The organism is Sphingopyxis macrogoltabida (assembly GCF_001307295.1).
GTDB classification, from domain to species: domain Bacteria; phylum Pseudomonadota; class Alphaproteobacteria; order Sphingomonadales; family Sphingomonadaceae; genus Sphingopyxis; species Sphingopyxis macrogoltabida_B.
This window is the reverse complement of sequence record NZ_CP012700.1, coordinates 2,404,864-2,427,312: the sequence shown is the minus strand read 5'-3', so window position 1 is coordinate 2,427,312 and position 22,449 is coordinate 2,404,864. Positions and strand designations below refer to the sequence as shown.

Genomic DNA, 22,449 nt, shown 5'->3' with positions numbered 1-22,449 from the left:
GCGCGGCACGATGCTTTCAGCCGACGGCATCGGCCTGGCGCACCGACGAGTTGGCGCGCATCGCCTGCGCTGCCGCGACCATCGCGATCAGCGCCGGGCGGACCTCTTCCCATTTCCGCGTCTTGAGCCCGCAGTCGGGGTTCACCCAGATTTGCTGCGACGGCACATGTTTGCCAGCGAGCGTGAGCAGGTCGGCCATCTCGCTAACCGCCGGGATGCGCGGCGAGTGGATGTCGTAAACGCCCGGTCCCACCTCGTTCGGATAGACATAGGTGGCGAAGGCGCCGAGTAATTCCATCTGCGATCTTGCGGTCTCGATCGAGATGACGTCGGCATCCATCGCCCCAATGGCGCGGATGATGTCGTTGAATTCCGAATAGCACATGTGGGTGTGGATCTGTGTGTCGTCGCGGACACCCGACGCGGCGATGCGGAAGCTTTCAACCGCCCAGTCGAGATAGTGCTGCCACTCGCCGCGGCGAAGCGGCAGGCCTTCGCGGAGCGCGGCTTCGTCGATCTGGATGATCGCGGCACCGGCGGTTTCGAGATCCTGCACTTCGTCGCGGATCGCCAGCGCGATCTGGCGGCAACTTTGCTCGCGTGGCTGGTCGTCGCGGACGAACGACCAGTTGAGGATGGTCACCGGGCCGGTGAGCATGCCTTTCATCGGCCGCTCGGTCTGTTCCTGCGCATAGCGCCACCAATCGACGGTCATCGGCGCGGGGCGCGAGACGTCACCATAGAGGATCGGCGGGCGGACGCAGCGCGAGCCATAGCTTTGGACCCAGCCGGCACGGGTGAAGGCAAAACCGGCAAGCTGCTCGCCGAAATATTGCACCATGTCGTTACGCTCGAACTCACCATGGACGAGGACGTCGAGGCCGATTTCCTCCTGCCAGCGGATCGCGGCGCGCGTTTCGGTGCGGAGATACCGGGCATAGGCCGCGTCGTCGATCTCGCCCTTGAGATGCGCGGCGCGGGCTTTCCGCACTTCGGGGGTCTGGGGGAAGGAGCCGATCGTCGTCGTCGGATAGGCCGGCAGGGAAAGGCGCGCTTGCTGGACTTCACGGCGGGCGGCGAAAGGCGAGGTGCGCCGCGCCGCGTTTTCGTCGAGCGCGGCGAGGCGCGCCGCGACCGCCGGGTCGTGGATCTTCGGCGATGTCTGCCGGGCGACCGCAGCGATCCGCGATGCCGAAAAGGCGGCGAAGCTGGCGTCTTCGCCCTCATTCAGCGCCTTGGCAAGCGCGGCCAGTTCCTCGATCTTCTGCACCGCGAAGCTCAGCCATTGGGCGATTTCGGGATCGAGCGCGGTTTCGAGTGCGAGGTCGACCGGAACGTGAAGCAGCGAGCAACTGGGCGCCAGAATGAGGTCGCGCCGGCCCGCCAGATCCTTGAGGCGCCAGTAGAGGTCGGGAAGATTGGCGCGCCAGACGTTGCGGCCGTCGATGACGCCGAGCGACAGCAGGACGTGCGGCGGCAGCTTCTGCAGCGCCGGTTCGAGCTGTCCGGGAGCCCGGACGAGGTCGAGATGGAGGCCGTGAACAGGAAGCCCTGCGACAAGGTCGAGGTTATCGCCGAGGCCGCCGAAATAGGTGGTGAGCATCAGTTTCGGCCCGCTGGTGGCGAGGCGGGCATAGGCACGCTCGAACGCCGTGCGCTGCTCGTCGGTCAGGTCGAGGACGAGGCAGGGTTCGTCGATCTGCACCCATTCGGCGCCGGCACCGGCAAGGCGACCAAGGATTTCGGCGTAGGTGTCGAGAAGCTGGGGGAGCAGCGCCAGCGGTTCGACCGCCTTGCCCTTGGCGAGCATCAGATAGCTGACCGGACCGAGAAGGACGGGGCGGGTCGGATAGCCGAGCGCTTTCGCTTCCTCATACTCGTCGAAAATCTTGGTCGAGGCGATGCGGAATGTCTGGCCGGCGGTGAGTTCGGGGACGAGGAAATGATAGTTGGTGTCGAACCATTTGGTCATTTCCATCGCCGTGGTGTCGGCGGCGGCGTGGGTGCAGCCGGCGTGGCCGGCATCGGCCTGCGAACCGCGGGCCATGGCGAAATAGAGGTCGGGATCGACGGTGTCGCCGTCCCAGTCGTAGCGGCGCGGCACAGCGCCGATCAGGGCGCTGGTGTCGAGGACATGGTCGTAGAGCGAGAAGTCGTTCGACGGCAGGATGTCGGCGCCGAGCGCCTTTTGTCGGGCCCAGGCCGAAGCGCGGAGGCCCGCGGCGGCGGCGCGGAGGTCGGCGAGCGAGGATTTGCCGGCCCAATAGCTTTCGAGGGCATGCTTGAGCTCGCGGCGGGGGCCGATGCGGGGAAAGCCGAGGGTAGCGACGCGGACAGTCATTGTTCAAACACCTTGCAAGGGGCAAGGCGCCGGTCAGACGGGCAGGCACGGAACAGCGCACCCCAAAGCAAGGCGGGGCCGGCACAGGCGTGCATGCGGCCTGACCGGGCACCCCGCCGGAGGACGTATCTGACGAGGCAGGTCTCCTGGCTCGCGGATCGCCGCGGCGGTCTGGCCTTCCCGGTCCCTTGCCGGACCAGTGACACGTAGCGACCGCCGCTCACCGCTTACAGTTGCGGGGGCAGCGCCGGTTTTGCACCGGCTTCCCGTCTTAGCTCCTTGCCCGCAAAGCGGACGCGGAGAACCTCGACAGGCTGAAGCATAGCCTGTCGCCCTCCTCTGTCAAGCATCATATAAAGATTTCTTTATATGATGTACCCGCTCCTACAATGCCACCGCCAGCGTCGCCCCGGTCGCCGCGACGATGGCGAGCAGGATCGCCGCTTTCGCGCCATATTCGGCGAGGAATCCCGCCGGCCGGGCGGCAAAGGGCGGTTCGTCGTCGAGCGTCGGCCAGAGGGTGTCGGCGCCCGCGTCGGGGTGCGCGGGCACCGCGGCGGCGGGGGCATGCGGGCGCGGCGGGCGTCCGGCGGGCGAGGCGATGCCGGGGCCGCTGATCCCGCTGGCGAGGACGAGCTTTTCGAACGCCACCGCCATCTTCTCGCGCCCCAGATATTCCTCGATCGCGGCGCGCGCCGGGTCGGGCGCGGCGGGGGCGGGCAGCGCGGCAACGGTGCGCTCGATCTCGCCGTCGAGGGCGTGGAGGCGGTCGATCGCCTCGATGATCCGTTGCCGGTCGCCGCTTTCCATCGCCAGTTCGAGGCGGGTGAGCGACAACATGCCGGCGCGGCAATATTGCAGGCCCCAGAACATCCCGGCCGCGTCCGGATTCGCCGGATCGACCGGCACGGCGGGGCGGGCGCCCGTGGCGGGGGGCGTAAATGCGTTCACGATGCTTACTCCATCAGCCAACCCCTGCCACCGCGCCTAACGCCAAAGCGGCGGCGGGCGATACGGCGATCCGGTCAGGCGTGGGCGCGCTGCGGCGGGCGGCGGGACGACTCACCTTTCCCCGCTTACCGTCATCCCGGCGAAGGCCGGGATCTCGCCCCTGCTAAAGGCCGCGCCCTTGAGATCCCCGCCTTCGCCGGGATGGCGAGTCAGGGGGTCAAATCCTTCCCCATGCGGATCATCGGCACCGCGACGCCATCGGCGCCCGGGGTGTCGACATGCTCGATCGGGGTATAGCCGCAGGCGCGGTACAGCGGCTCGCCCGACAGCGTCGCCATCATCTCGGCACGGCGAAAGCCCGCGGCGCGCGCGGCGTCCTCGCACAGCGTCATGATCATCCGCCCGACCCCGCGGCGGGTGAAATCGGGGTGGGTGTACATCGCGCGGATGCGCGCCGCGTCGACCGCGGGGTCGAGCGGCGCCGGATCGCGCAAATCCTTGCTGTGGTCGCCGCCATAGAGCGTCGCGCGATGCGACCAGCCGCCGCAGCCCGCGATCCTCACCCCGTCCGCACCCGCTTCCTCGATGACGAAGTAAGTGCCGTCGGCGATGAGCTGGGTATCGAGCCCCATCACCGCGCGGCTGGCGGCGATCTGCGCGGGGTCGAGAAAGCCCTGCTGCAACTCGGCGATGGCGCGCGCCATCACGTCGCGCAGCGCGTCGAGGTCGGCGGGGGTGGCAAGGCGGTGCGTCAGCATGGCGCCGGTATAAACCGCGGCGCGGCGGCGTCCAGCGGTCGCAAGCGCCAGAAATGCTGGGGGTTGGGGAAGCGGCGTGGCCGTGCACCACAGGGAGCATTAGCCGCCCGCATGTTTTGCGGCCTTTGCGGCCGGCGCCGGATCGTTGGCGGGTGTCGGCAGGCCGAAAAAGGCGCGGCGGGCGGCTTCGCCGGCGGCGCGCAGCGGGGCGATGGCTTCGGCGAAGGCGGCGTCGAGGGCGATTTCCTCGTCGACGTCGAGGGCGCGTTCATAGCCTTCGTCGCCGAACCGGCCTTCCTCGTCGCCGATGAAATCGTCGGGCGGCGGGAAATTGGTGCGCCATTCGCCGCTGTCCTCGTCGGGCCAGACGGTCATCGCGGCCGCCTCTTCCTCCGGGGTCGGTTCGGCGTCGGGTTCTTCGTCGCAATCGGCGGAAATCCGCGCAACTTCATTCGCGATTCCAGTGCCGCGCCAGAGGGCGGCGAGGGGCCCCGCGCGGTTGTCGCGGCCGGCGAGCCAGAGCGCGAGCGCGGCCGCCATGCCGGTTGCGGGGCTGGTTTCCGCTGCGCTGTCGGGCGCCGCGTCGGCCGATGCTTCGGCGGCGGCGGTACGCGCGGCCTCCGCGGCGTCGAACAGCGATAGGAATCCCGGCCAGTCGCCGGCAATGACCTGCGCCAGCATTTCCTCGCCCGCCCGCGCGCGCGTTTCGACCATCTTGTCGAGCCGCGCGAGCATCGCGAGGCCGAGGCGGCTGTCGATGCGGCGGCGCTTGTAGAGGCTGCGATCCTCCTCGCGCATCACGGTGGTCATCTCGTCATGCCCCCAGATCGCGCGGTCGAGCAGCTCGTCGACGAGCCGCCCGCGCGCGATCAGCAGCGCCGCGGCGCAGCCGAGCCGGAACGCCGCGCCCTCGGGCCGCTGCCTCAGCTGATAGACGGCGGCGGGCGACATGCAGACCTTCGCCGCCGAAATCTTTACCGACCCGTTGGTGGCGAAAGCTTCGAGAAAATCGCGCTGGAGCCGCGGCGTCCAGTGATAGCTGCCGGGGGCGGGGATATGCGCGGGATCGTGCGGGGAGTCGTCCATCGATTCGTCCTTTCGGTTGGGTGAAACCGACAGAATGAACCATATGGGTGAATTGTAGGAAAGGGGATTCTCTGGCGTTAAGCCGATTTGCCGCTAAAGACAGCTTCGTAGACATCGACGACGATGCCGACCATCGCACGGCAAATCTTCTCCCAATTGATGGTGTCCATTTCAATCTTATGCTGAGCGGGTCGATAGTGGACGATGGAATTTCTGAGCTTGTAAATAGCTTTTGATGCCCTGTTATTCAGCAGCTCAAATTCTTCGGGCAGGTCCAGATCGGAAAATTCCTCCAAAATCGCCTTAAGATCGACCGCCGATGAAAATTTCGTGAGGCGCGTTAAGCTATCTTCCTCACGCGGATGCCACCCCAGATTGTCCTCCAATGCTCGTGCAATCTCGTCCCAAGATGTTTTCAAATCTAGCGCGCTCGCTAAACTATGCGAACTCGAATAAGAATAGAGAGCTTCTAGGCATCGGTATAGAGCAAGAAAAAAGCTGCTCTTGTCGCTGTCGAATATTGATCGGCAAAGGACGCGATATGGAATACGATTTTGGTCAAGCCCACACATTGATCGCAAGGTGAAAGCAAGGTCGCTCTCGACCCAAGAGGCGCCTAACTCACACTCATCGACGCAAGCCTGAAAGAATACATTCCACGTTTCTTCATCGCCTTTTTCCTTCTAGTCCGTAGATACGAATTTTGGGAAAGAGAGATGCGACGCTCTCGTGATCGTGACCGAGATACTGTGGGTCAGTGGTCTTATCTGACCACTCAACAACCTCTCGGATTTCCGCCGGCGAAGCGGTGGGGCGCGGTTTTAATTCTGCCAAGGCAACAGTTGAAAATGCAGGGTCAAGGTCCAACTCGGCTTGGCTTAGAAATCCTTGGTTGCGCTCAAAGCCAATCGTGCAAAGGTAGGACTTTGACGATATATTCAGTCTTGCGAGCTTTCTGTGTGGACCGAAATGAACGCAATCACCGATGTCCGCATTTATCATAAAATGACGATCGGGACCTTTAGAAGAAATCCATCTTGGACTGCCTCCATTCTGCAAATTTAGTCCTCTGGCCGCGCAATATGTATCCAGAATCTGAAAAATTGACTGGTTAGCGCCGATCAGGTTTCTTGACACTTCTAGTTGGCTCGCCAGCAGGGCTCCATGTTTCTCAGTTCAAAATTTTCACTAATGAGAACTTGGAAACCTTCAAAATAGACACCACGCTCATAACGGCCAACTTGCCCGACGCGTCGATCAAGCGTTTCTGCGAGAACATCGAGCTTTAGGAAATCTCCCAACTCTTCCGCATTCATGGTTTCAAGTTTTGAGAGCAGCGCCAAAGCATTTTTCTCAAGCTGCGCCATTCGGGATTCACGGTCGGTTGATTCCCGATCCATGCCCGGTCGTCCCAATACGTGCTGAGCAGTTGCTACCGTGAAGCCAATTCTTGCAGGCTGACTGTCGAAAATGTTTCGACCTTTGGAAAATTTTGCATTCGTCCCATTGTCATATCGTGAGAATGATACATCCAACTTCGTTAATACGGAAAGCGTCGTGTAAAAATACTCTTGAAACGATTTATCGGACAAGTTTTCCACGAAATCCAGACGTGAAAACTCATCTGAAAGAGCTTCCTTGGTATCTACGTTCGTCTTGCGTAAGGAAAAAGCCAAGTACAACTCGACCAACGCATCGCTACTAAATTCTCCAGGATTTACGCGTCGACCGGGCTTGTCCGGCGTGAACATGCGGTTAATCTCAGGAACCTTGTCCTGAACTTCATTCAATAGCGGTGCAAACACGACCGAGAGCTGGCGTGCTAGCGTCCAAGGAACTTGGCCGGTATTGAGGACGAGCATGCGATACACCATCGTTCGCACATTCTTGGTCAGCCAGAACTCCACTCGCATTTGATTGTTTCTGACAGCAGAGTCTATCTCGACCGCTTCAAGGAGGGCGGAAGTCCGCTGCATCCCGTCAATGATGGATAGGTCTTTACGAACTTCATCGGGGAGAATGTCCGTCGGAGTCTTCGCCTTTGTGATAGGATATTCAGCAAATTTCGCTTCATCTACGACGGCACCAATAACGACAGGTGGCAAGATGGCGCCGCGCCTAAGATCGCCAACCATTCTGTCTCTTATTCGCTTGGCAGTCGTCGTTTTGAGAGTGTCACGCTGTCCGCTCAACGCGCCGCGAGCTGAGTGCGCCGTCTTGATTAAATCTATGTAGTCGCCGACAGACATAGTAGTTTGAACCGAATAACATTCGGTCCGCTTGTCGTGCAGCCAGTTCATCTCGCTCATACAGACTCCGTTTTGTTGATGAACGTATGGCGGCAGTTAGTCTCGCGATCCAGATAAAAGACTTGAGAGAACGCCAATTTAGCGGACTCTAGCGGCGCCAATGATCAAGCCCCATTAGCCGCCGACAAAATCGCCCGCACGCTCGCCGTCGCGACGTCCGTATCCAGCCCGCAGCCAAACAGGCTTTTCCCGTCCGCCGTGCGGCATTCGACATAGGCCGCGGCTTGCACATTGCTGCCCTGGCCGATCGCGTGCTCGCTATAGTCGACGATGTCCATCACCGGGCCGCCGCTTTCGCTGAGCGCGGCGATGACGCTCGACATCAGGCCGTTGCCGCGGCCGCTGACGCTGCGCGGGGTGCCGTCGATGGTGAGCTTGCCGGCGAAGATGCGGTCGGCGCCCGAGTGCGTCTCCGACCAGTCGACGAGCTGGAAGCGCTTGCCCGACGTGGTCAGATACTGGCCCTCGAAGGCGTGCCAGATGTCCTCGGCGCCGAGTTCGCGGCTCGTCTGGTCGGCGAGTGCCTGCACGACATGGCTGAAGCTCGCCTGCATTTTCTTGGGCAGTTTCAGGCCCTTGTCCTGTTCGAGCACCCAGGCGACGCCGCCCTTGCCCGACTGGCTGTTGACGCGGATCACCGCTTCATAGCTGCGGCCGAGGTCGGCGGGGTCGATGGGCAGATAGGGGACTTCCCAGCGTTCGTCATTCTGGCGCTCGCGCGCGGCGAAGCCTTTCTTGATCGCGTCCTGGTGGCTGCCCGAAAAGGCGGTGTAGACAAGCTCGCCGCCATAGGGGTGGCGCGGGTGGACGGGGAGCTGGTTGCAATATTCGACCGTCTGGATGACCTCGTCGATGTTCGAGAAGTCGAGCTGTGGGTCGACGCCCTGCGTGTACATGTTGAGCGCGATGGTGACGAGGCAGGTGTTGCCGGTGCGCTCGCCATTGCCGAACAGGCAGCCCTCGACGCGGTCGGCGCCCGCGAGCAGGCCGAGTTCGGCCGCCGCGACGCCGGTGCCGCGGTCGTTGTGCGTATGCAGGGAGATGATCGCGCGGTCGCGATTGGGCAAGTTCTTGCAGAAATATTCGATCTGGTCGGCGTAGATGTTCGCCGTCGATGCCTCGACCGTCGCGGGGAGGTTGAGGATGATCGGCTTGTCCGCGGTGGGCTGGAGAATGTCCATCACCGCCTCGCAGCAGGCGATGCTGAAATCGAGCTCGGCGGTCGAGAAGGTTTCGGGGCTATATTCGAAGCGCCAGTCGGTGCCGGGCAGGCGCGCGGCATTGTCGCGGAGCTGCTTCGCGCCCTCGATCGCGATCTGCTTGATGTCGGCCATGTCCATGCCGAAGACGATCTTGCGCCACGCGGGGCTGACCGCGTTATAGACGTGGACGATCGCGGTCTTTGCGCCCTCGAGGCTGTCGAAGCTGGTGCGGATGAGGTCGGCGCGGCTTTGCGTGAGTACCTGCGGCGTCACATCGTCGGGGATGCGGCCGTTCTTGACCAGCCCCGAGATGAAGTCGAACTCGGTCGCGCCGGCGCTGGGGAAGCCGACTTCGATCTCCTTGAACCCGCAGCGGACGAGCAGGTCGAAGAAGCGCGCCTTTTTCTCGGCATCCATCGGGTCGATCAGCGACTGGTTGCCGTCGCGCATGTCGGTGGAGAGCCAGATCGGCGCGCTGGTGGTGACGCGGCCGGGCCATTCGCGGTTCGCCAAGGGAACCTGCGGGAAGGCGCTATACTTGACCGAGGGGTCGCGGAGCATGGGCATGAATGTGGTCTTCTTCTGCTGTCGGTTGCGGTGCTTGTCGATCGGACCCTTGAGCGGGTGGCCGCGACTAGCGCGCAGCCAGTGTCACGCCCAAGGGCGTGTAAGTCGCAGAAGAAGAAGGGCGTCGGAGCGCATGGGCAGGCTATTGGTTCAAAATGTCGCGCTTGGCAAGCGGAGAGTGCGAAAATTGCGTCGGCGTGACGCTCAGCCCGTCACCCACTCGACCGCCGGATCGCCCATATCGATGACGTCGCCGAGCTCCCAGACGTTGGGATAGCCATAGCCGACGAGGTTGATGAAGGTCTGGATATTGAGCGCGAGGGCGCGCGACTTCATCGGCACCGGGGCGCGGTCGTTCGCGAAATTATTGTTGCAATAGATGAGGATCGGTCGGTCGGGATTGGCGCCGATCACCGCGGCGAGGCTGTCGGCGGTGAAATCGGTGAGCGGCAGGTTGACTGCGCCCGCGATATGCCCGGCGGCGAAGGCGTCCTTCGAGCGCGCGTCGAGGAGGAGGACATCGGGCTTTGCGGCCTCGGCCTTGAAGCGGTCGAAGGGGAGCAGGCGTTCGGCGCGTTGCGGCGCGACGCTGGCCGTGAGCTGCTGGAAGGCGGGGTAATCTATCTGCGGATTGGCTTGCGCCAGCGCGGGGGTGGGGGCGAGCGCGAGAGCGAGAAGCAGGGTGCGGCGCATGATGGTTCCTCCCGATAAAGACGGGGAGGTTAGGCGGGGTGCGATGGCTGGGGGATGAATATAGTCCACCGTCATTGCGAGCGGAGCGAAGCAATCCAGAGCGGTCTATGCCACTCTGGATTGCCGCGTCGCCTTTGGCTCCTCGCAATGACGAGCGAAGGGCCCTTACTGCTTCTCGAACGCCGCGTGGATTTCGAGTTCGACTTCGTCGCTGACCATCGGGATGCCGTAGGCGATGCCGAAGTCGCTGCGTTTGATCGTCGTTTCGGCCTGGAAACCGACGGTTTCCTTCTTGTTCATGCCGGTGCCGGCGCCGTGGAAATCGACGTCGAGCGTCACGGGCCTGGTCACGCCGTTGAGGGTGAGGTTGCCGGTGACCTTTGCGTCGTCGCCGTCGTCGTCGAGGACGACGCTGGTCGAGACGAATTTGGCGTCGGCGGGCGCGGCGCCGAAGAAATCGGGCTTGCCGCCGTCCTTGCCGGCGCGCAGCAGATGGGCCGTGAGGCCGGCGTTGGCGGTGGTGACCTTGGCGACCGGGATCGTCACATCGACCTTCGTCGCGGCGGGATTGGCGGGATCGAGGACGAGCGTGCCGGTCACGTCGCCGAAGATGCCGGTATATTTGCTGAAGCCCAGATGATCGACTTCCCAGACGACCATCGTGTGCGCGGAATCGGCCGCGTACGTGCCCGCCGCGACGCGTGTCTTGTCGGGCTGGCCCGGAACCTGCGGCGCATTCTGCGCGATGACGGGAACCGCGACGGCGGCAGCGAGAGCGACGAGGGGGAGAACAAAGCGCATGACGAACTCCTGATTGGGGGAGGCGTCAGGCTAGGCTGGCGGACGGCGCGGCGTCAATCCTTGCCCTGCTGCTGCGCATAGAGGCGCCGTTCCTCGAACCACTGGCGGATCGCCGCGGCGGTGCAGCCGGTGAAGCCATAGCTGCCCACCGCCGAGCAACTGTTCGGGCGCGTCGTGCGCGCGATGCTGTCATAGCCCTCGACCGCCGAGGCCCAACTGCCGCCCATCGGTGCGTCGTCTTCCTTCAGTTCCTCGCGCAGCGGCTTGGGGACGCGGTAGCGTTCGGTCTCGGGTTCCTGCGCGCAGACGACGATCTCGTCGCCCGACGATTCGGGGCACTGGTCGGCGCCATAGGTGATGAGGAAGGAGAATTTGTCGGGCGGCTCGGCCGATTGCGCGAGGCTGGGGTCGGCGTGCGCCGGGGCGGCGAACGCGAGGGTCGCGAGCAGGGGGAAGAGGAGGCGGGAAGGCATTTTCATCGTCGTCGTCATTCCCTCACTCCGTGCCCTGAGGATCACGCTAGCCCGGCCAGATGAACCTAAGCCGAACCTTCGCATGCGAACAGGGGTGCGGTGCGGTTTTGTAGAGATGGGGATTTATTGCGCGAAACCAAGGGGGTGGTGAAGGGCGCCCCCTCGCGGTGCTGAGGAATGCGCTGGACGAGGTGGGAGGTAACACCGTTGTAAGCGTGCCATGCGATGACCGCACCAGAATATAAGCGCAGGGGCAAGCTCCATCGTCGCATGAAAAGATAAGGCGGGCCCCGGGTCAAGCCCGGGGTGACGATGGGATCGTCATCGGCCGAAACTCGCTCCTCACAATGCGTCGAGCGAGGCCCCGATCGTATCCCGCACCTGCGTCAAAAAGCTGTGGGGCGACTTGGGGAGCCTCACCCTTGAAAAGAAGGGCTGCCGGTCCCATATCCTTTTCATCGCGGGCTTCTTTTTGCATGCCTGTGGCTGAGAGACATTCGCGCTCCCGCAAACGGGAGCAGACATGGATCTCAACCAACTTCTCTATCATCACCAGATGGCTTTGATGGCGGTAAGCCAGGCCCGGCGCGACGGTCATCTGCTGCCGAGTTTCGACCTGCCGCGCTATTATGCCAAGCGGATCAACGAATATCGCGAGCGGCGCGGGTTGGAGGACGGCTTTGCTGCGGTAGCCGAGCAGGCAGAGGGCGGTCCAAAGGCCGACCCGCCGGTTTCCGAGCCTGCGGCCAATTATCCGGTTTTCCTGGGCGACACGCTGATTGCCGAATTGCTCGTCAACGAGGCGCTTGCGATGACCGGGGAGCAACGGACGTCCTTCGGCCTCGACGACATCGTCGGCCGCCTTGCCAATGTTCAGGAGGATATCTGGATTATCGGACGCGACATTTACCGCGCGCTTGGCCTCGATGAGGAAAAGCTCGCCGCGCTCGCCGCCAAATTGCCTGCCGCGCCAGAACTGCATCGCGACGACGCCGTGCATCTCGAGCCATTCCGGTCGCAATTGGAAGCGGGCATCGTCCACACATATGCGGAACAGTTCCGCGTCGGACCATTTCGATATGCGACCATCGACGAGGCGCGCGCGGCGCTCCGGCGCCAGCATTCCGGTGGCGGAACGGAAGGAAATCAAGCCAATGACATCTGATCAGGACAAGCCCGGCCCCGCGCCGGCGCGCGCGCGAACCAGCCCGTTTCGGCGAAATCGCTGGATTATACCGCTTGCGCCGGAAGGGGCGCGGCGGCAGGGCGCGATCAGCGCGCTGGCATTCCGGTTGCTCGGCGGGCGCGATCCCGCGCTCGACTTCCTCAACACAGAAGACGCCGCTCTGGGTGGGCGTCCGATCGCTGTCGCGACCGAGAGCGAGGCGGGCTATGCGAACATCGAACGGGAAATCCATGCGCGATCCGTTTTCCCCGGCGCGACCCATGGAGGATGATCGCGGAGGTGCAGGCCATATCGTGCGATGCTGGTTCGAGTGGGAGATCGACGGCCTTGCGCGAAGGGTCATCCTTGTCGTCGAAACCGATCTCCCGATGCAGCCTGACGAAAATGGTTACGAAACGATCGCGCTCGACGCACTTCGCGCGGCGGCGATCGCCCGATCGCGCGCTTCCCCCAGCGCCATCGACCGGATCCGAATCGTGCCGGTTCGCTATTAGCCGTCCAGGACAAGACCATCGGACTTCTGCATATGGCCGATCATGAGATTATCGCCGTTCGCGAAGCCGCCAGTAACGGCCGGACGCACCACATTGCGGCCGTCAAGGTTGGCGAGAGCCTGTTCCTCGCGGATCAGATCGTCGACTGGATCACCGCCGGGACACACCGTTTCTGGGTGTGGTTTCAGAATGAAAAGGTCGATGTTGTCGCGAGAGAGCAAGGTTCGTCGCGACGCTATTATCTGACGATAGCGGGCGGTAGTTTTCCGCCCGTGGCCCTGCTGTCGCTCCCCCGGTTTTAACCTTCCGGCTTGCCAGCCGCCGAACGAGCAGCCTTTAATCGATTATAACGCGTCGAGCGAAGCCCCGATCGTGTCCCACACCTGCGCCAGCTCATCGGGCGCGATGCAATAGGGGGGCATCACATAGACGCTGTTGCCGAGCGGACGGAGGAGGACGCCGTGGTCGCGGGCGAAGGCGATCAGGCGCGGCGCGAAGGTCGAGAGATAGCCGTTGTCGGGGACCACGATGTCGACCGCGGCGATGCTGCCGAGGCGGCGGGGGCTGCGCGCGCGCGGATCGGCGGCGAGCAGCGCAAGGTGGGCGGCCTGCGCGTCGGCGAGCGCGTCGATGCGCGCCTGCACCGGTTCGTCGCGCCAGATTTCGAGATTGGCGTTGGCGGCGGCGCAAGCGATCGGGTTCGCGGTGTAGCTCGACGAATGATAGAAGGTCCGGGCGCGGTCGGTCGAATAATGGGCGTCGAAAATCGGATCGGTGCAGAGAGTGACGGCAAGCGGGATCGCGCCGCCGGTCAGCCCCTTCGACAGGCAGACGATGTCGGGGATGACCCCGGCCTGATCGCAGGCGAAGCGGGTGCCGGTGCGCCCCCAGCCGGTCATCACCTCGTCGGCGATGAACAGGACGTCGTGGCGGGCGCAGATGGCGCGCATTTCGGCCACCACCCATGCGGGGTAGATCAGCATGCCGCCGGCGCCGAGGATGAGCGGTTCGACGATGAAGGCGGCCGGTTTCTTTGAACAAGCCGCTTCGAGCGCGTCGAGCGTCGCCTGTTCCTGCCCCTCGTGCGGAAACGGGATGGTGTCGACGTCGAAGAGCAGCGGCTGCCAGGCGCGGTTGTAGACGCCGCGTTCGCCGACCGACATCGTGCCGATCGTATCGCCGTGATAGCTGTGTTCGAGGACGAGGATGCGGTGGCGCGGCTCGCCGATGTTATACCAGTAGCCGAGCGCCATTTTCAGCGCGACCTCGACGCTGGTCGAGCCCGAGTCCGAGAAGAAGACGCGGGTGAGCGGGGCGGGGGTGATGCGGATCAGTTCGGCGGCGAGCTCTTCGGCGGGTTCGTGCGTCCAGCCGGCGAAGATGAGCTGGTCGAGCTTTTCGGTCTGGGCGCGGATCGCGGCCATGATGCGCGGGTGGGCGTGGCCGTGGGTGGTGACCCACCAGCTCGATATCGCGTCGATCCAGCGATTGCCGGCGGCGTCGTAGAGGCACGCGCCCGCGGCGCGGTCGATGAGCGGGATCGGGTCGCCGAGACCGTGCTGGGTGAAGGGGTGCCAGACGGGGGATTGGTTCATCGTCATGTCTTTGGGTCCGTGCTCCCCGGCGAAAGCCGGGGTCCAGTGCAACAATTCCATGGGCCCCGGCTTACGCCGGGGAGCATGCAGGATCAGGCGAAATCTGTCGGGTCAAAGTTGGCGGTAAAAGCGGCGGCGAGACTTTCGGGCGTGAGCGGATCGACCACCGGCAAACGCCCGAGCCGCCGCACGCCGCCGATGTCGGCAATAATCGCTTCGCTGTCCTCGACCGCATCCCCGAGGAAAGCGACGCCGTGGATGGGTACACCGCGCGCTTTCAGCGCCTCGATTGTCATCAGGCTGTGGTTGATCGTGCCGAGGCTGGTGCGCGCGCAGACGATTACGGGGATTTGCCAGCGCGCGAACAGGTCGGCGTAAAGGATCGAGCGGGTGACCGGGACGAGCGCGCCGCCGGCGCCTTCGACGAGGAGGTCGCCGCCGGGCGGGGTCAGCCGGCCCACGTCGATAGTGACGCCGTCGATTTCGGCGGCAAGGTGCGGCGAGGCGGGGGTGACGAGGCGATACGCCTCGGGATGGACGGGCACGCGCGCGAGGCGGGCGACCGTCTCGCTGTCGGTCTCTTCCTCGAGGCCCGACTGGATCGGTTTCCAATAGGGCAGTCCCAGCGCCCCGGCGAGCGCGGCGGAAAAGACCGTCTTGCCGATCCCGGTGTCGGTGCCGGTAACGACGAAGCGGCGGGTCATGCCGTCGCCATGGCGGCGGCGAGAGTATCGAGCATTGCGTCGATCTCTGCCTCGCCGACATTGAGGGTGATTGCGATGCGGAGCCGCGCGGTGCCCTGCGGCACGGTGGGCGGGCGGATGCCGCGGACGTCGAAGCCCGCCTGCTGGAGCGCGCCGGCGATGCGCATCGTGCGCGCATTGTCGCCGATGACGACGGGCAGGACCTGGCTGCCGCTGGGCGGCAGGCCGAGTGCGGCGAGGCGGCTTTCGGCGTGGCGGACGAGCGACAGCAGGCGGGCCTGCCGTTCGGGCTCGGTCGCGACGATTTCGAGCGCTTGCCGGACGAGCCATGCCATCAGCGGCGATGGCGCGGTCGAGAAGATGAAGGGACGGCCGCGGTTGACGATGAAATCGCGGACGATGTTAGGGGCGCAGAGCAGCGCGCCTTCGACGCCGAGCGCCTTGCCGCAGGTGTGGAGGGTGACGAGATTGTCGCGGCGTATAAGGGCGTGCGCGAGCCCCTGTCCGGCCGGGCCGTAGACGCCGGTCGCATGCGCTTCGTCGACGACGAGGACGGCATCGTGGCGGTCGGCGACGGCCGCGAGCTCGGCGAGCGGGGCGCGGTCGCCGTCCATCGAATAGAGGCTTTCGACCGCGATCCATGGCGTCCCGGTTCCGCCCGCGGCGCGCCATGCGGCGATCGTATCGTCGAACGCCTGCGGATCGTTGTGCGCGGCGGCGACGCGCGCGGCGCGGCCGAGCTTCATCCCGTCGTGGGCGCTGGCGTGGATCAGCTCGTCGTGGACGATCAGGTCGCCGCGCTGCGGCAGCGTTGCAAAAAAGGCGGCGTTGGCGGCGAAGCCGGTCGGGAAGAACAGCGCCGCTTCGTGGCCGTAATGGCGCGCGGCATGCACTTCGAGCGCTTCATGTTCGTCATGATTGCCGCGGAGCAGGCGCGAGCCGCCCGATCCGGCGGGCAGGCCCTGCGCGATTCCGGCGGCGAGCGCGTCGCGGAGGACGGCTGAGCCCGCGAGGCCGAGATAGTCGTTCGAGGCGAAATCGACCCCGGCACGCGGCGCGAGGATGCGGCGGCGATTGTCGGCGGCAAGCCCGGCGAGGTCGGCGTGGTGCGCGGCGAAGGGCGGGGTGTTCATGCGGCTTTCTCTCTCGTCATCCGTCGCGTCCGGCCTGCCGCTCTGCGGCGGGCAGGCGGTGCGGCGGCGCAATCGGCGCGAGCGTGGCGGCGTCGAACAGGGCGCAGCGCCGGCGATCGCCGGAAATCACGTCGCGGACCATGCGCGGGAAGAAGCGGCGCATCAACCGGCCCATGCTCATCTTCGGCAGCGCGCTCGTGTCGCCGATGCCGTCCTGCGTGAAGAGGTGGCCGAGCGGCGGGCCGAGCAGCGCGGCGCGCGCGCTCGGGTCGCAGGCTGCGACCTGCGTCGTGATATAGGGAATGCGGCCGTTGGCGTAGCTGTTGAACAGCGGCATGCCGCAGCAGGACGCGTACCAGCGCAGCGTCGGCTTGTCGGTCATATGGATGCAGGCGAGGCGGTCGCGGCCGGTGTCGATCCGCATCCACGCGCACCGCGACTGGTAGAGCGACGTGCCGCCATGGTCGTCGAGCACGCGCCCGGCGTGGCCGAGATAATGCGTCAGATCCTGGCAGTCGGTGCGATGGCATATGACATGGTCGCCCTGATCTGGACCGGCGCCGAGCAGCGTTCCGGAAACCGTCCCGCAAGCGCAGGCAAAGGAAAGGTCGGCGGCCATGGCCCCTCCCTAATCCTTTACCCGCGATTGCGAAAGCGACCCGAACGCGTCAGTTGACGTTCTTGTCGACCAGCTTGTTCTTGGCGATCCACGGCATCATCGCGCGCAGTTCGGCGCCGGTCTTTTCGATCGGGTGCGCGGCGGCGGCCTTGCGGCTCGCCTTCAGCTCGGGCTGGCCGGCCTGATTGTCGAGCACGAAGTCCTTGACGAAGCGGCCCGAGGTGATGTCGGCGAGGACGCGCTTCATCTCGGCCTTGGTCTCGTCGGTGATGATGCGCGGGCCGGTCTTGATGTCGCCATATTCGGCGGTGTTCGAGATCGAGTAGCGCATGTTGGCGATGCCGCCTTCATAGAGCAAGTCGACGATCAGCTTGGTTTCGTGGAGGCATTCGAAATAGGCCATTTCGGGGGCATAGCCCGCCTCGACCAGCGTTTCGAAACCCGCCTGGATGAGGTGGGTGACGCCGCCGCAGAGCACGGCCTGTTCGCCGAACAGGTCGGTTTCGCACTCTTCCTTGAAGGTCGTCTCGATGATGCCGCTGCGGCCGCCGCCGACCGCCGAGGCATAGGAAAGGGCAAGCGCCTTGGCGTGGCCGTTGCCGCTGTTGCCGCTGGCTTCCTGCGCGACCGCGATCAGGCAGGGGACGCCGCCGCCCTTCTGATATTCGCTGCGCACGGTGTGGCCGGGGCCCTTCGGCGCGACCATGAAGACGTCGATGTCGGGGCGCGCCTCGATCAGCCCGAAGTGGATGTTGAGGCCGTGCGCGAAGGCAAGCGCGGCGCCGGGCTTCATGTTCGGGCCGAGGTCGTCGGCATAGATTTTCGCCTGATGTTCGTCGGGAGCCGCCACCATGATGACGTCGGCCCATTCGGCGGCTTCCTTGTTAGACAGCACCTTGAAGCCGGCGCCTTCGGCCTTTTTCGCGGTGGCGGAGCCGGGGCGGAGCGCGATCGCGACCTCCTTCACGCCGCTGTCGCGGAGATTCTGGGCGTGGGCGTGGCCCTGGCTGCCGTAACCGAGGATGGCGACCTTCTTGCCCTTGATCAGATCCTGGTCGGCGTCGCGATCGTAATAAACCTGCATTGGATAAACCCCTTCGTACATCTGCTGGATCGTCATCCCGGCGAAGGCCGGGATCTCGCCCTTGCGTCAGGCCGCCACGGTGAGATCCCGGCCTTCGCCGGGATGACGAAGGTTGGTGATAAACTCTAAAGCGCCTCGGCTCCCCGCGCGATGGCGACGACGCCGGTGCGGCCGACTTCGACCAGCCCGCATTCGCGCATCAGGGCGACGAAGCGGTCGACCTTTTCGCTGTTGCCGGTGATTTCGAAGATGAAGCTGCTGATCGTCGTGTCGACGACCTTGGCGCGGAACACGTCGGCAAGGCGCAGCGCCTCGATCCGTTTGTCGCCGGTGCCCGCGACCTTGACCAGCGCGATCTCGCGTTCGACGTGCGCGCCATTGTCGGTGAGGTCGGTGACCTTGTGCACCGGCACGAGGCGGTCGAGTTGTGCGATGATCTGGTCGATGATCGGCGGCGGGCCGTTGGTGACGATGGTGATGCGCGAGAGGGCATGGTCCGAACTGATGTCGGCCACGGTCAGGCTTTCGATGTTATAGCCGCGCGCGGTGAACAGCCCGGTGATCTTGGCGAGCACCCCGGCCTCGTTGTCGACGGTGATGGCGAGCACGTGGCGCTCGCCGGCTTCGGTCTTGATTTTCATGATGTTACACCAGTGCCTTGGCTTCGTCGTCCATCGTGCCGGTGACGTCGCTCGGCTGGAGGAGCATTTCGGTGTGCGCGGCGCCCGACGGGATCATCGGGAAGCAGTTGGCGAGCTTCGCGACGCGGCAGTCGACGATCACCGGGCCCGGCGTGTCGAGCATCGTCTGGATGCCCGCCTCGAGTTCTCCCAGCGTGTCGATGCGGAGGCCCGTCCAGCCATAGGCGTCGGCGAGCTTCACGAAATCGGGCAGGCTGTCCGAATAGCTGTTTGAATAACGGCTTTCGTAGGTCAGTTCCTGCCACTGGCGGACCATCCCCATCCATTCGTTGTTGAGGATGAAGATTTTCACCGGCAGGCGGTACTGCGCGACGGTGCCCATTTCCTGGATGTTCATCTGGAGCGAGGCTTCGCCCGCGATGCAGATGACGAGGCGGTCGGGGTTGGCGATCTGCGCGCCGACCGCGGCGGGGAAGCCATAACCCATCGTGCCGAGCCCGCCGCTGGTCAGCCAGCGGTTGGGTTCGGCAAAGCCGAAATGCTGCGCCGCCCACATCTGGTGCTGGCCGACTTCGGTGGTGACGATCGGGTCGCGGCCGCGCGTGGCGTCGAACAGCGCCTTGACCGCGCGCTGCGGCATGATTTCGGCGTCGGCTTCCTTCTTTTCGGGGAAGTCGAGGCAGCGCGTCGCGCGCCACCCGTCGACGCGGCGCCACCATTCGCCAAGGTCGCGCGCCTTGTGGCCCGCCGCCTGCCAGTCGGCGACGATCGCCGCGAGCGCGCGGCCGGCGTCGCCGACGATGGCGAGGTCGACGGGAACGATCTTGTTGATCGAGCTGCGGTCGATGTCGATGTGGATCTTCTTCGAGTCCGGCGAAAAAGCGTCGAGGCGGCCGGTGACGCGGTCGTCGAAGCGCGCGCCGACCGCGATGATCAGGTCGGCGCGGTTCATCGCCATATTGGCCTCGTACGTCCCGTGCATGCCGAGCATGCCGAGCCATTTTTCATCGTCGGACGGAAAGGCGCCGAGCCCCATCAGCGTCGAGGTCACGGGCGCGCCGGTGAGCGCGACGAGCTGGCGCAGCGCGGCGCTGGCGGCCGGACCGGCGTTGATCACGCCGCCGCCGGTGTAGAAGACCGGGCGTTCGGCGGCGGCGATCATCGCGACGGCGCGGGCGATCGCATCGCCATCGGGTTCGACCTGCGGGCGATAGCTGTTGTGCAGGATATTTTCGGGCACGACATATTCGCCGGTCGCGACCTGCACATTCTTCGGAATGTCGATCACCACCGGGCCGGGGCGGCCGTGGGTCGCGATATGGAACGCCTCGTGCAGGATCGGGCCGAGGCGTTCGGGGTCCATCACGAGATAATTATGCTTGGTGCAATGGCGCGTGATGCCGACCGTGTCGCATTCCTGGAAGGCGTCGGTGCCGATCAGCGCGGTAGACACCTGCCCGGTGAGCACGACCATAGGAATCGAGTCGAGCAGCGCGTCGGTGATGCCGGTGACCGCGTTGGTCGCGCCGGGGCCCGAGGTGACGAGCACGACGCCGGGCTTGCCCGTCGAGCGCGCATAACCTTCGGCCGCGTGGGTCGCCGCCTGTTCGTGGCGGACGAGGACATGCTTGATCGTCGGATGCTTGTAGAGTGCGTCGTAAATCGGAAGGACCGCGCCGCCCGGATAGCCGAACACCGTGTCGACCCCGAGGTCGACCAGCGCCTGAACCACCATGTCGGCACCACTCATTTCCGTCACGACGAAACTCCTTCCGATACAAAAAACGCAGCGCTTGTGCGCTGCAACAGGGTTGCGGGCAATAGGTGTATGATTCTATCCTGTCAACAGCTTTTCACGTAATATTATTGCTATTCCATTGACATTGTCGACCGATAATATCTCCTCATGACGTAGCCAGCTCGCCGGGGGCTGATGGCGGAACCACGTATATTGGCGCTTGGCATATTGGCGGGTCGCCGCCTGCGTCAGGTCGAGCGCTTCGGCTCGGGTGATTTCGCCCGCCAGATGGCGTGCGATCTGCGGTACTCCGATCGCGCGCATCGCGGGCAGGTCGGGGTCGAGATGGCGCGCCAGCAGCGCTTCGACCTCCTCGATCGCGCCGCGCGCGAACATGTCGACGAGGCGCGTGTCGCAGCGGGCGCGCAGCCAGTCGCGCGGTGGCAGCAGGACGAAGGGGGTGAGGGCGATGGCGCCCGCGATGCCGCCCTCGCGCGCCTGTTGCCAGTCGGCGAGGGTGCGGCCGGTCGAGCGGACGACCTCGAGCGCGCGCGCGACGCGGGTGCGGTCGGCGGCGCCCAGCCGCGCCGCCGCGGCGGGGTCGAGCGCAGCGAGCGCGGCGTGGGCGTCGGCAACCGGCAGCTCGCGCACCGCTTCGCGCACGGCGGGGTCGATTTCGGGCACCGGCGCGATGCCGTCGAGCAGGGTGCGCAGGTACAGGCCGGTGCCGCCGACGAGGATCGGAACCTTCCCCGCGGCGTGTGCGTGAGAGATGAGGTGGCGGGCCTCGTCGGCCCAGCGTGCGGCGTTATACGCCTCGGCGGCATCGACATGGCCGAAGAGATGGTGGGGCACGTCCGCCATCTCTTCGGCGGTCGGACGCGCCGAGAGGATGGCGAGGTCGGCATAGACCTGGCTGGCGTCGGCGTTGACGACGACCGCGCCGGGACAGGCTTTTGCCAGCATCACCGCCAATGCGCTCTTGCCGCTGGCGGTGGGTCCGGCGATAAGCGCGACAGGCGGCAGGTCGCCGCGAAAGAATGAAGGAGATGCCATGTTCGTCGCAACGCTGATAGCAGCCGGAAAGCTGACGGGCGAGGTGGTCCGCGAGGCAATCGACCGGCTCGATGCGACGGAACATGAGGTGGGGGCGCCGCACTGGCTCGACGAGGGCGACGCCGCCGATATCGTCTTTCAGGGCAGTCTGGTGAGCGCGCGCGCCGAACTGGCGAAAATGGATCATGGCGCGCTCGACGTCGTCGTCCAGCCGCTCGGCGACCGCACCAAGAAGCTGATCATCGCCGACATGGATTCGACGATGATCACCGTCGAATGCATCGACGAACTGGCCGATTATGCGGGGCTGAAGCCGCAGATCGCGGCGATCACCGAACGCGCGATGCGCGGCGAGATCGATTTTGCCGCCGCGCTGGCCGAACGCGTCGGGCTGCTCGGCGGGATGGCCGAATCGACTTTGGTCGATTGCCGGATGGAACGCGTGCGGCTGACCCGCGGCGCGCGGACATTGATCCAGACGATGAAGGCGCATGGCGCATATTCGATCCTGATCTCCGGCGGCTTCATGCCCTTTGCCGGCCCGGTCGGCGAGGCGATCGGTTTCGACAAGGTGATCGCGAACGAACTGGAGATCGCGAACGGCCGGCTGACCGGCAAGGTGCTGGAGCCGATCGTCGACAGCGCCGCGAAGCTGGAGACGCTGAAGGCCGAAGCGGCAAGGCACGGCCTGCCGCTCGCCGACACGCTGGCGGTCGGCGACGGTGCCAACGACATCCCGATGATCACCGCGGCGGGGCTCGGCATCGGCTATCACCCGCACCCGGCGGCGGGCGAAGCGGCAGCGGCGGCGATCCGGCATCATGATTTGACGGCGCTGCTGTGGGCGCAGGGCTATCCGCGGCGGTCGTGGGTGCTGGGGTAAGGGTTTCGTGAGTGGCGGGTTTGGGGTGGGAAGCGGACGTTGCCTAGTAAATCTTCGAAAGCTATTATCCGGGAATGACAAGCCCCAGTCGTCGACAAATTTTGGCAGTGCGTATTGGTATCGCTCACTTCGTCG

General features: G+C 64.8%; 23 protein-coding genes and 1 riboswitch. Of the genes, 5 read left to right on the top strand and 18 right to left on the bottom strand.

What is annotated here, in order from left to right; genetic code table 11:
- Positions 1 to 16 precede the first annotated feature (16 nt).
- The 10 genes from metE to AN936_RS11395 all read right to left on the bottom strand — a co-directional run bounded on the left by metE (position 17) and on the right by AN936_RS11395 (position 11,187).
- Positions 17 to 2,341 (bottom strand): 5-methyltetrahydropteroyltriglutamate--homocysteine S-methyltransferase, encoded by a 2,325-nt coding sequence (gene metE, locus AN936_RS11440; RefSeq protein ID WP_054588268.1) that lies wholly within the window; start codon positions 2,339 to 2,341, stop codon positions 17 to 19.
- 118 nt (positions 2,342 to 2,459) lie between these two features.
- Positions 2,460 to 2,665, bottom strand: a riboswitch (cobalamin riboswitch).
- Positions 2,666 to 2,725: 60 nt separating this feature from the next.
- Positions 2,726 to 3,292 carry a hypothetical protein gene (locus AN936_RS11435; protein ID WP_149037652.1) on the bottom strand — a complete coding sequence of 189 codons (567 nt, stop codon included), beginning with the start codon at positions 3,290 to 3,292 and terminating at the stop codon, positions 2,726 to 2,728.
- A 209-nt stretch (positions 3,293 to 3,501) separates the two neighbouring features.
- The gene (locus AN936_RS11430) at positions 3,502 to 4,050 is read right to left on the bottom strand and encodes a GNAT family N-acetyltransferase (RefSeq protein ID WP_054588266.1); all 549 of its coding nucleotides are present in this window, start codon (positions 4,048 to 4,050) and stop codon (positions 3,502 to 3,504) included.
- Positions 4,051 to 4,149: 99 nt separating this feature from the next.
- On the bottom strand, positions 4,150 to 5,136 hold the full coding sequence (locus AN936_RS11425) for a hypothetical protein (protein ID WP_054588265.1): 987 nt from the start codon (positions 5,134 to 5,136) through the stop codon (positions 4,150 to 4,152).
- A 77-nt stretch (positions 5,137 to 5,213) separates the two neighbouring features.
- The gene (locus tag AN936_RS11420; RefSeq protein WP_054588264.1) at positions 5,214 to 5,522 is read right to left on the bottom strand and encodes a hypothetical protein; all 309 of its coding nucleotides are present in this window, start codon (positions 5,520 to 5,522) and stop codon (positions 5,214 to 5,216) included.
- Between the two features lie 753 nt (positions 5,523 to 6,275).
- Positions 6,276 to 7,445 carry a hypothetical protein gene (locus AN936_RS25315; RefSeq protein WP_201782914.1) on the bottom strand — a complete coding sequence of 390 codons (1,170 nt, stop codon included), beginning with the start codon at positions 7,443 to 7,445 and terminating at the stop codon, positions 6,276 to 6,278.
- Positions 7,446 to 7,549: 104 nt separating this feature from the next.
- A complete protein-coding gene (leuA, locus tag AN936_RS11410) occupies positions 7,550 to 9,214 on the bottom strand; it encodes a 2-isopropylmalate synthase (protein ID WP_084758293.1) in 1,665 nt (554 codons plus the stop codon).
- A gap of 204 nt (positions 9,215 to 9,418) precedes the next feature.
- The gene (locus tag AN936_RS11405; RefSeq protein ID WP_054588262.1) at positions 9,419 to 9,907 is read right to left on the bottom strand and encodes a rhodanese-like domain-containing protein; all 489 of its coding nucleotides are present in this window, start codon (positions 9,905 to 9,907) and stop codon (positions 9,419 to 9,421) included.
- 165 nt (positions 9,908 to 10,072) lie between these two features.
- Positions 10,073 to 10,708, bottom strand: coding sequence for a YceI family protein (locus tag AN936_RS11400; protein WP_054588261.1), 636 nt, complete (start codon positions 10,706 to 10,708; stop codon positions 10,073 to 10,075).
- A 53-nt stretch (positions 10,709 to 10,761) separates the two neighbouring features.
- Positions 10,762 to 11,187, bottom strand: a complete 426-nt coding sequence (locus AN936_RS11395; RefSeq protein WP_054590243.1) for a hypothetical protein — start codon at positions 11,185 to 11,187, stop codon at positions 10,762 to 10,764.
- A gap of 517 nt (positions 11,188 to 11,704) precedes the next feature.
- On the opposite strand from AN936_RS11395, the gene AN936_RS11390 reads away from it, so the two are divergent.
- From AN936_RS11390 to AN936_RS11375, 4 genes are read left to right on the top strand one after another with little or no spacing between them, the layout of a single operon-like run.
- Entirely contained in the window at positions 11,705 to 12,346 is a 642-nt protein-coding gene (locus tag AN936_RS11390; protein WP_054588260.1) for a hypothetical protein, read from the top strand.
- Entirely contained in the window at positions 12,336 to 12,638 is a 303-nt protein-coding gene (locus AN936_RS11385) for a DUF2384 domain-containing protein (RefSeq protein WP_054588259.1), read from the top strand. Before AN936_RS11390 ends, AN936_RS11385 begins: the two co-directional genes overlap by 11 nt.
- Complete coding sequence (locus AN936_RS11380; RefSeq protein WP_054588258.1) at positions 12,628 to 12,861, top strand: hypothetical protein; 234 nt, start codon at positions 12,628 to 12,630, stop codon at positions 12,859 to 12,861. Before AN936_RS11385 ends, AN936_RS11380 begins: the two co-directional genes overlap by 11 nt.
- Before the next feature lie 32 nt (positions 12,862 to 12,893).
- A complete protein-coding gene (locus AN936_RS11375; RefSeq protein WP_054588257.1) occupies positions 12,894 to 13,163 on the top strand; it encodes a hypothetical protein in 270 nt (89 codons plus the stop codon).
- A gap of 42 nt (positions 13,164 to 13,205) precedes the next feature.
- On the opposite strand, the gene AN936_RS11370 is transcribed toward AN936_RS11375, so the two are convergent.
- The 8 genes from AN936_RS11370 to miaA all read right to left on the bottom strand — a co-directional run bounded on the left by AN936_RS11370 (position 13,206) and on the right by miaA (position 21,431).
- Positions 13,206 to 14,456, bottom strand: a complete 1,251-nt coding sequence (locus AN936_RS11370) for an adenosylmethionine--8-amino-7-oxononanoate transaminase (protein ID WP_054590242.1) — start codon at positions 14,454 to 14,456, stop codon at positions 13,206 to 13,208.
- 92 nt (positions 14,457 to 14,548) lie between these two features.
- Positions 14,549 to 15,160, bottom strand: coding sequence for a dethiobiotin synthase (bioD, locus tag AN936_RS11365; RefSeq protein ID WP_054588256.1), 612 nt, complete (start codon positions 15,158 to 15,160; stop codon positions 14,549 to 14,551).
- The gene (locus AN936_RS11360) at positions 15,157 to 16,293 is read right to left on the bottom strand and encodes an 8-amino-7-oxononanoate synthase (protein WP_054588255.1); all 1,137 of its coding nucleotides are present in this window, start codon (positions 16,291 to 16,293) and stop codon (positions 15,157 to 15,159) included. The genes bioD and AN936_RS11360 overlap by 4 nt, the downstream gene beginning before the upstream one ends.
- Positions 16,294 to 16,309: 16 nt before the next feature.
- Positions 16,310 to 16,912 (bottom strand): DUF6151 family protein, encoded by a 603-nt coding sequence (locus AN936_RS11355; protein ID WP_054588254.1) that lies wholly within the window; start codon positions 16,910 to 16,912, stop codon positions 16,310 to 16,312.
- Between the two features lie 49 nt (positions 16,913 to 16,961).
- Complete coding sequence (gene ilvC / locus AN936_RS11350; protein ID WP_054590241.1) at positions 16,962 to 17,996, bottom strand: ketol-acid reductoisomerase; 1,035 nt, start codon at positions 17,994 to 17,996, stop codon at positions 16,962 to 16,964.
- 125 nt (positions 17,997 to 18,121) lie between these two features.
- Positions 18,122 to 18,637, bottom strand: coding sequence for an acetolactate synthase small subunit (gene ilvN / locus AN936_RS11345; RefSeq protein ID WP_054588253.1), 516 nt, complete (start codon positions 18,635 to 18,637; stop codon positions 18,122 to 18,124).
- Positions 18,638 to 18,641: 4 nt separating this feature from the next.
- Positions 18,642 to 20,396 carry a biosynthetic-type acetolactate synthase large subunit gene (gene ilvB, locus AN936_RS11340; RefSeq protein ID WP_054588252.1) on the bottom strand — a complete coding sequence of 585 codons (1,755 nt, stop codon included), beginning with the start codon at positions 20,394 to 20,396 and terminating at the stop codon, positions 18,642 to 18,644.
- Positions 20,397 to 20,471: 75 nt separating this feature from the next.
- Positions 20,472 to 21,431 carry a tRNA (adenosine(37)-N6)-dimethylallyltransferase MiaA gene (gene miaA, locus AN936_RS11335; RefSeq protein WP_054588251.1) on the bottom strand — a complete coding sequence of 320 codons (960 nt, stop codon included), beginning with the start codon at positions 21,429 to 21,431 and terminating at the stop codon, positions 20,472 to 20,474.
- Here miaA and serB point away from each other — a divergent pair.
- On the top strand, positions 21,430 to 22,314 hold the full coding sequence (gene serB, locus AN936_RS11330; protein WP_054588250.1) for a phosphoserine phosphatase SerB: 885 nt from the start codon (positions 21,430 to 21,432) through the stop codon (positions 22,312 to 22,314). The genes miaA and serB overlap by 2 nt on opposite strands.
- The last annotated feature ends 135 nt before the right edge of the window (positions 22,315 to 22,449 follow it).